The organism is Cellulomonas sp. P5_C6 (assembly GCF_054049635.1).
Genome location: NZ_JBFULZ010000190.1, coordinates 1 through 7,935 on the forward strand (window position 1 = coordinate 1; position 7,935 = coordinate 7,935).

Genomic DNA, 7,935 nt, shown 5'->3' on the forward strand with positions numbered 1-7,935 from the left:
TGTCGCCGGTCGCCGCGCTCGCGGTCACCGCCGTCGCCGCGGCGCTCGCGGCCCAGGGACGCGTGCTGCTGCACGACTGCGTCGCCGCGGGCGGCGTCCTCGGCCCCCTCGGCCTGCGCCTGTCCGTGCTGCGTGACGCCGCGGACTGCCCGGACGGCTCCTACGGCCTGGGCGCCATGTCCCAGGGCGCCGTGGTGCTGCTCAGCATCGCCGTGCCCGTGGCGGCCCTCTACCTCCTGCTCGCCGCGTGCGGCGTCGGCCTGTCCGCCGTCCTCGTGCGGGCCGCCCGCCAGGTGCGAGTGCTGCTGGGCCGGGCGGTCCCCGGCCGACAGGCCTCGGGCCGACCGCTTCCTGTCGCCGCCCGCGCGCGCCTGGTCCCGCAGCCCGTCGCCGCGGCGTGGACGGACCGGGTGCTCGTCGGCAGCATCGCCCGGCGGGGACCGCCCGCGGTCGCCTGACACCGCGCCCACCCCACCCCGTCACTTCGTCCGACCCAGGAGCACCATGCCCACCAACGACCCCCGCCCCACCAAGGCGATGCGCCGCGACGAGGCCCGCCTCAAGGCCGCCCAGATGCGCAAGGAGCAGGAGCGCAAGGCCAAGCGCAACCGCATCCTCGCGATCKSCGGCCTCGTCGTCGCCGTCCTCGCCCTCGTCGSCGTCGCSTTCWCGATCGTCAACCAGAACAAGGCCAACGTGGCCGCCAACTCCGAGGTCGTCTACGGCGGCGACGCCGAGAACGTCGTCCCGCCCGCGCTCGCGGACGTCACGGCCCCGGCCCCCGCCACCGACAACGGCGGCATCCCCGTCAGCKGCGACAGTGGCGACGACGTCGGCGTGGTCGGCGACGGCGACGTGACGCTGACCGTCTACTTCGACTTCATGTGCCCCATCTGCGGCCAGTTCGAGGAGATCAACGGCGACGACATCGCCACCCTGCTCGCCGACGGCGGCACCACCGTCGAGTACCACCCGATCTCGTTCCTCGACAGCAAGTCGTCGGGCACCGCGTACTCGACCCGCGCCGCCAACGCCGCCGCGATCGTCGCCGACAAGGCCCCGGCCCAGTTCGCCAAGTTCGTGACCGCCATGTACAAGGACCAGCCGGCCGAGGGTTCGACGGGCCGGACCGACGCCGAGATCGCGAAGATCGCCACCGACCTGGGCGTGCCCCAGGACGTCGCCGACTCCTTCACCGACACCGTCAGCGGCTCGTACAAGACCAAGACCGGTGACGTCGAGGCCTCGGCGACCGGCACCTGGCGCACGATGGCCCCGTGGGTCGCCGCGGCGACMAACCAGATGGGCACCGACATCGGCAAGATCTCGACGCCGACCGTGCTGATCGACGGCCAGGACTTCGGCGGGGCCTGGCAGACGCCGGGCGCCCTCCTGCAGGCCGTCCAGGCCGCCCAGGGTTCCTAGTCCCCTCGATGACCGGGCGCCCCTCGCACGGGGGGCGCCCGGTTATCCTGGGCCCGCCCGCCTCCTTAGCTCAGTCGGCCAGAGCACCTGTCTTGTAAACAGGGGGTCATCGGTTCGAATCCGATAGGGGGCTCGTGAGCAGTCCCTCGACGGCGCAGCTCGTCTCGCGGTTCGCCGCGCCGTTCCACGGGCGCTACCTGTCCGGCCACGGCGCGGCGTCGCCGCTGGGCCTGTGGCTGCTGCTGGCGCTCGTGGCCCCGCTCGCCGACGGGCCGTCGCGCGCGGAGCTGGAGCGCGTCCTCGGCACCGACGCCGCCGACGCGGCGCGCCGGGCCGGTGAGCTGGTGGCCACCCCGCACCCCGCCGTCGCGTCCGCGCTGGCGGTGTGGGCGCGCGAGGAGCTCCTCGTCCGCGACCTGTTCGACGCCTGGGCACGCGAGCTTCCGGCCGTGGTCGAGGCGGGCCCGGTGCCGACGAACGCCGAGGCCGACCGGTGGGCCGCCGCGCACACCAAGGACCTCATCCGGACGTTCCCGGTCGTGCTGCGGCCGACCACGGCCCTGGTGCTGGCGAGCGCGCTGGCGACCAAGGTGACGTGGGCGGAGCCGTTCGACGAGGTCCCCGCACTGTTCCTCGGCGGCGAGTTCGGTCCCGCGGTCCGCACCGCGTTGCGTGCCACGTCCGACCGGCACGAGGTGTTCCTCGCCGACACCGACGCCGCGGGCCTGGTCGGTGTCCAGGTCTCCGGGTCGGTCGACGGGCTGCGCGTCGTCTCCGTGATCGCCGACCCGACGGTCCCCGCCGCCGACGTCCACGGGGCGGCCGGGCAGGTGGCTAAGGGCGGCGCGAGGCCGGTCGGGCTCTTCGACCTCCCGCTCGGCGAGGGTCACGCGTGGGAGGTGACCGAGGAGACGCAGGAGGGCTTCGGGCCGCCGCAGCTGGAGTCGGTCGACGCCGTGCTGCCGGCGTGGCGGGCGGAGTCGCGCCTGGACATCTCCGGCGCGGACGGGATGGCGGCCGCGTTCGCGACGCTCGAGGGCCTCCTGCGGCCCGAGTACCGGCCCGCCGCGTTCGACGCGCGACAGGTGGCGGTCGCGTCGTTCAGCCGGGAGGGCTTCGAGGCCGCCGCCGTGACCGGCCTCGCGATGAGGGCGACCGGGGTGCCCGAGCGGCGGACCGTCCGGCACCGACGGGCGACGGTCCGGTTCAACCGGCCCTACGCCGTGCTCGCGCTGGCCGCGGGGAGCGCGCCGGACCTCGCCCAGGGGTGGGGGACGGTCGACCTCGGGGTCCCGGCATGGGACGGGGTGCCGGTGTTCGGCGCATGGGTGGGCAAGRTCGAGCCCCGGCCGGAGTAGCGGTCGTCAGCTCGGGCGACGTCCTCAGCCCGGGTCGACGCCGATGCCGAGTCCGAAGTCGGGTCCGCCGAGGCCGGGGCCGCCGCCACCTCCGCGCACGTTCCGGGCGTGCTCGACCGAGCTCCGCAGCGCGTTGAACTCCTCGTCCGAGAGCCCGGCGGCCCCCGACTGCAGGAGCGGCACGAGCGCGGAGACGAGGCGGCTGACGTCCGCGGCGCCCGAGACCCCCTCGGACTTGAGCACGTTGGCCATGACGGCGCTCATGTTGCGCTCGTAGACGCCGAGCTGGAACTCCGGGTCCGCCCTGTCGACGCCGAAGAGCTCGGCGACGCCCTTGTGCGCCCAGTCGGCGAGCGCCGGGGGACCCCAGCTGGCGCGTCCGGGAGCGAGGTCGCCGATGTTCTCCCGCATGGTCTCCGCGATGATGATCTTCAGCTCTTGGCGGCTGAACGGCATGTCGTCCTCCTCCTCGTTGCGGTGCTGGTCGGCCTCCGGGTCGTACTCCCAGTGCCACGATTCCGGGTGCGAGCCGTGCGGAAATGCCCAGGTCGGCTTGTACCAGCCGAACTCCTCGCCGTGGGACAGGAGCCACGCGTACCGGGTGCCGTCGAAGCCGTCGAGGGCGAGGTCGGCGGCGATGCCCTCGCTGTGGATGGACTGGCCGGCCTTGATCGCGTCCTTGTTGGTCTTGTGCAGATGGTCCTGCTCGTCGAACGTGCGGTAGCCGGCCAGGGGGAAGTCTTTGAGGGGCTGCATGGTGATCTGCCCCTGCCCGGCGGCGACGGCCGCTGCCGACAGGCGCACGAGCGCGGCAACGGCCTCGGCGAGCAGGGGCTGACCCGTGGGTGTGTTCGCGAGCCGCTCGTGTGGCACCCGCCCGTTGAGGGAGGTGATCACTGCGCGCGCCATCTCAGCGCGCCGATGTCTGCGACGTACCCATGGCGGCTACCCCCCGCGTGTGTGGGCAAAGGGGCCGACGCCCCCCTCCTCCCGTTATCCTCGCGGGGACAAACCGTGTCAAGTCGCCCGCTCTACTCCACCCGCAGATCCAGCCCCATCGCCTCGACGATCACCACCGCCTGCGGGAGCGTGATGATCGCGCCCTCGAGCTTGACCGTCGGGGGGTCGATGCCGGCGAGGTCGCTGCCCCGCAGGTCGCAGCCCGACAGGTCGGCCAGGTGCAGCCACGCCCCGGCGAGGTCGCAGTCGCGCAGGGTGCCGCCGGGGGCTCGGATGCCGGTCAGGTCGGCCTCGCGCAGCCGGACGCCGGTGAACCTCGCCGAGTGCAGGTCGGCGCCGGGCAGCCCGACGAACGACCAGTTGCCGCCCTCGACCACCGTGATGTCGAAGGTGCACCCGTCGAACACCGACCCGACGAGCTTGCAGCGCTCGAACCGCACGTCGAAGAAGTTGGACCGGTGGAACGTGCAGTTGATGAACGCCGCGTCGGTGTGCACGGACGCGTTGAACTTGGCGTTCCGGAACACGCACTCCTCGAACACGGCGCCGGTGCCGGACGTCTCGGTGAGGTCGAGGTCCAGGAACTCGACGTTGTGGAACTCCTGCCCCGACAGGTCCCGCGCGTACCAGTCCTCGCCGCGCACCGTCGAGGTGGTGGGGTGAGCGGCCTCGGCGCCGCGTCGTTCTGCCATGCCTCGATGATGACGTACCGACCGTGGACCGGGTGAAGATCCCGGCGGGACGAACGCGGACGAGTCAGGCGCTGGGGCCGGTCTCCTCGAGCAGCCGGAGCGCGGCGCTCACGCGGGGGTTGCGCTGCGGGTCGCTGTCGATCCCGAGGGTCGCGTACATCCCGTTCACATGGTTCTGTACGGACTTCTCGGTGATGCCCAGCCGGTCGCCGATGCCCGAGTTGGACAGGCCGGACGCCAGCAGCCGCAGCACCTCGTACTGCCGGTCGGTCAGCCGCGCGACGGCCGACCCGGCTCGCGGGGTCATCCGCGCCAGCAGCGCCGGGTCGAGCACGGTCTCGCCGACCGCGGCGGCGCGCACGGCGTTGACCAGCACTTCCTCGCTGGTCGAGGAGGTCTTCGACAGGTAGCCCCACCCCGCCGCGACATCCGTCGGCAGGTCGAGCAGGAGGTCCATCGCGTCGTGCGCCGACAGCAGCAGGATGCCGAGCTCGGGCATCTTGCGGCGCAACGTCACGCCGAGCGCGATCCCGTTCCCGTCCGGCAGGTCGATGTCGAGGATCACGCAGTCGACCGTTCCGGGGCGCAGTGCACGCATCGCCTCCGTGACGGTGCCGACGGCGGCGACCACCTGGAGCCCGGGGGTGCCGGCGAGCGTGTGCTCCAGCATGGAGCGGAACAAGGGCTGGTCCTCGACGATCGCTACGCGGAGGGTGCCAGTGGTGGGAACGGTCATCGCCGCCAGTATCGTCTGCGCCTGGGTTCGATGCGCGCCACGCGCCGGGCCGATCACCGGGGCGGGACGCAGGAGGCACGGATGACGACGACGTCGCCCGACACTGCGGTGTCCCTCGCCACCCGTCGGGACGACCTCCGCGGGGACCGCACCGCGCTMCTGCGCGGCACGGCGCTCATCGCGCTGGGCTACGGCGCCGGCGCCGCCCTGCAGTCGACCTACGTCTACGCGACGTACGTCCCGGACTGGGAGTCGGTCCCGCTCGTCGCGCGGCTCGCCGCCAACGCCGTCGCGGTCCTCATGCTCGTCGTCGTGCTGGCCCTGCTGCGGGCGCACCTCGCCCGACGGGCGTGGGCGATGGCGTCGGCGGTCGTGGTCGCCGCCGCGGTCGCCGCCGTCGCCCGGTTCGTCGCGCAGGTGGTGTTCGGCGTGCACGGCTCGCTGGACGACCCGGCCCGCAACGCCGAGGTGTTCAGCGGCTTCCTCCTCGGGGCGATCTCCGGGGGCATCGGCATGTGGGCACTGGTGGTGCGGCGCACCAACCGCGCCCGGAACCGTGCCTCGGCGCGCGACGCCGTGCACGTCGAGATGGCCGTCAAGGCGCTCGAGCAGGAGGAGATCCGCGTGCGACGCGCGGTCGCCGAGGGCCTGCACGGCACCCTGCAGTCGAAGCTCGTCCTCATGGACGCGCGGCTGGGCGACGTCCTGGCGAGGGCCGGCGCGCGCGGCATGGACACCGACGACATCGAGACCCTGGCGTGGGTGCGCACCGAGCTCGAGTCGGCGCGCGAGACGGACGTCCGCGAGATGAGCCGACTCCTCTACCCCGACCGGCTCGAGCTCGGGCTGGTCCCCGCGCTGCGCGCCCTGCTCGGCCGCATCCCGGCGAGCATCGCGACCCGGCTGACCGTCAGCGACGCCGTGCGGTCCCTGGACGACCCCTCCGGCTGCTCCCTCACGGTCAGCGAGCGGCTGCTCGCCGTCCGCGTCGTCGAGGAGGGCGTGACGAACGCCCTGAAGCACGGGCCGGCGTCGTCGATCGTCGTCGCCGTGGACGAGGCCGACCGGGTCCTGCACGTCCGGGTCGAGAACGACGGTGAGCTGTACGACCTCGCGACCGCCGGGAACCCGTCGGGCACCGCCCGCCTGGCCACCCGGCTCTCGCTCGTGAACGGCCGGCTGGCGCTCGTGCCCGGCCGCGAGAAGGGCGCCGTCCTCGAGGCGTGGCTGCCCCTGGGCGCCGGCGAGCCGGCCGCCGAACGCCCTGCTTGACCGGTTGGTCGCATTCGCCCGGGGTGAAAGAAAACGGCACTTCGGACGGCCGGGGTGCTGCCACCCAGGGCCGAACGGGTGACCGTGCCGATGAACCATACGTTCGCGGTCGACCGCCGTTGCGGCGTGCGTCTGTGAGCGGGTCTCGGTGAGGTGCCGATTCCCCGCACCCTTCCCGATCAGGAGATCACCATGGCTTCCACGAAGTCCAAGAAGTCCCGCAAGGGTCTGGCCGTCGGCCTGGCCATCCTCGGTGTCGCGGGCCTGTCGCTCGCGTCGGCCGCCACCCTGACCATCAACTCGGCGACGCTCGGCAGCGGCGTCAAGGTCGTCGCCTCGTGCGACACCGACGGGATCGACGTCTCGTACGGCACGGCGTTCGCCGCCACCATCCCGGGCTACAAGGTCACGTCCGTGACCCTGAAGAACGTCGACGCCACCTGCGCCGGCAAGACCGTGACCGTTGACCTGCTCGACGGCATCACGTCGTCGGCCGCGACCCTCGGCCAGGTCTCGCCCGTCGCGCTGACGTTGACCACGGGCACCTCGCAGGCCCTCACGGTCCCCGGCTCGGTCGACGCGGCCGCGGTCAAGGGTGTCGCCGTCGTCATCAACGGCTGACGTCGACCAGCCCCCTAGGTGGTCGAGAACGAGCACGACGAAGCACCCGGCGCGTCTGTCACGCGCCGGGTGCTTCGCCGCGCTCCGGGCCTCCTGGGGTACGCCGTCGCGCTGGTCGCGGCGATCCTGCTGTGGCCGACGAGCCTCGGCGGCTGCACGACCCTGACGATCGTGTCGGGGCACTCGATGGAACCGACCTACTACACCGGTGACCTCGTCGTCGCGCGGTGCGGCGAGCCCGCGGTCGGCGACGTCGTGGTCTACCAGCCGGCCGACCTGGGCGGGGCCCGGATCATCCACCGGATCGTCGGCGGCGACGCCGGCGGCTGGGTGATGCAGGGCGACAACAACAGCTGGGAAGACCCGTTCACGCCGTCCGGCGACGAGGTGCTCGGCGTCGCACAGCTCCACCTGCCCAAGGTGGGCCTCGCGGCGGCGCTGATGACCAGCCCGCTGCTGTGGCTGAGCCTGCTCGTGATCGCCCTGGCGATCTTCGTCTGGCCCGGCGCGACCGACGAGGACGAGGACGCCGACGACGGCGCCCTCGAGGACTCCGGCGAGCCGGACGACCCGGGTGTCGGCCCGCAACCGGTCACGGTCGGAGCAGCGCCATGACCGCCGCGCGCGTCCGCACGCTCGTGATCCTGCTGCTCGCGGCTCTGGTCGCGACCGGTGTCGTGCACGCGAGCGCCGCTCAGCTCACGGTCCGGTCCGCCACTCTGCTGTCCGTCAAGAAGGCTCCGTGCACTACCGCGACCATCCCGGTGACGCACGGCAGCATCGACACGACCGACAAGAAGACCTCCTCGGTCGTCGTGACCGTCCCCGCCGCGTGCGCGGGGCTGCCGGTCGCGCTGCGGCTGTACAAGAC

The 7,935-nt window shown here is 72.9% G+C and carries 10 protein-coding genes and 1 tRNA gene; 8 read left to right on the forward strand and 3 right to left on the reverse strand.

Annotated features, from left to right (window positions below; genetic code table 11):
* From ACXJKG_RS17220 to ACXJKG_RS17235, 4 genes are all read left to right on the forward strand, one after another.
* On the forward strand, nucleotides 1-458 hold a 458-nt coding region (locus ACXJKG_RS17220), incomplete at its 5' end, for a hypothetical protein (RefSeq protein WP_456846963.1).
* Nucleotides 459-504: 46 nt separating this feature from the next.
* Nucleotides 505-1,425, forward strand: a complete 921-nt coding sequence (locus ACXJKG_RS17225; RefSeq protein ID WP_456846964.1) for a DsbA family protein — start codon at nucleotides 505-507, stop codon at nucleotides 1,423-1,425.
* 59 nt (nucleotides 1,426-1,484) lie between these two features.
* A tRNA-Thr gene (locus tag ACXJKG_RS17230) sits at nucleotides 1,485-1,558 on the forward strand.
* Nucleotide 1,559: 1 nt separating this feature from the next.
* Entirely contained in the window at nucleotides 1,560-2,783 is a 1,224-nt protein-coding gene (locus ACXJKG_RS17235) for a serpin family protein (RefSeq protein WP_456846965.1), read from the forward strand.
* Nucleotides 2,784-2,807: 24 nt separating this feature from the next.
* On the opposite strand, the gene ACXJKG_RS17240 is transcribed toward ACXJKG_RS17235, so the two are convergent.
* The 3 genes from ACXJKG_RS17240 to ACXJKG_RS17250 all read right to left on the reverse strand — a co-directional run bounded on the left by ACXJKG_RS17240 (nucleotide 2,808) and on the right by ACXJKG_RS17250 (nucleotide 5,171).
* Nucleotides 2,808-3,680, reverse strand: a complete 873-nt coding sequence (locus ACXJKG_RS17240) for a M15 family metallopeptidase (protein WP_456846966.1) — start codon at nucleotides 3,678-3,680, stop codon at nucleotides 2,808-2,810.
* A gap of 134 nt (nucleotides 3,681-3,814) precedes the next feature.
* The gene (locus tag ACXJKG_RS17245; protein ID WP_456846967.1) at nucleotides 3,815-4,435 is read right to left on the reverse strand and encodes a pentapeptide repeat-containing protein; all 621 of its coding nucleotides are present in this window, start codon (nucleotides 4,433-4,435) and stop codon (nucleotides 3,815-3,817) included.
* A 64-nt stretch (nucleotides 4,436-4,499) separates the two neighbouring features.
* Nucleotides 4,500-5,171 (reverse strand): response regulator transcription factor, encoded by a 672-nt coding sequence (locus tag ACXJKG_RS17250; RefSeq protein WP_456846968.1) that lies wholly within the window; start codon nucleotides 5,169-5,171, stop codon nucleotides 4,500-4,502.
* 81 nt (nucleotides 5,172-5,252) lie between these two features.
* Between ACXJKG_RS17250 and ACXJKG_RS17255 the strand changes: the two genes are divergently transcribed.
* From ACXJKG_RS17255 to ACXJKG_RS17270, 4 genes are all read left to right on the forward strand, one after another.
* On the forward strand, nucleotides 5,253-6,443 hold the full coding sequence (locus tag ACXJKG_RS17255; protein WP_456846969.1) for a sensor histidine kinase: 1,191 nt from the start codon (nucleotides 5,253-5,255) through the stop codon (nucleotides 6,441-6,443).
* Nucleotides 6,444-6,635: 192 nt separating this feature from the next.
* Nucleotides 6,636-7,064 carry a hypothetical protein gene (locus ACXJKG_RS17260; RefSeq protein WP_456846970.1) on the forward strand — a complete coding sequence of 143 codons (429 nt, stop codon included), beginning with the start codon at nucleotides 6,636-6,638 and terminating at the stop codon, nucleotides 7,062-7,064.
* 18 nt (nucleotides 7,065-7,082) lie between these two features.
* Entirely contained in the window at nucleotides 7,083-7,679 is a 597-nt protein-coding gene (locus tag ACXJKG_RS17265; protein WP_456846971.1) for a signal peptidase I, read from the forward strand.
* A partial coding sequence (locus tag ACXJKG_RS17270) for a hypothetical protein (RefSeq protein ID WP_456846972.1) occupies nucleotides 7,676-7,935 on the forward strand: 260 nt, incomplete at its 3' end. The genes ACXJKG_RS17265 and ACXJKG_RS17270, both read left to right, overlap by 4 nt.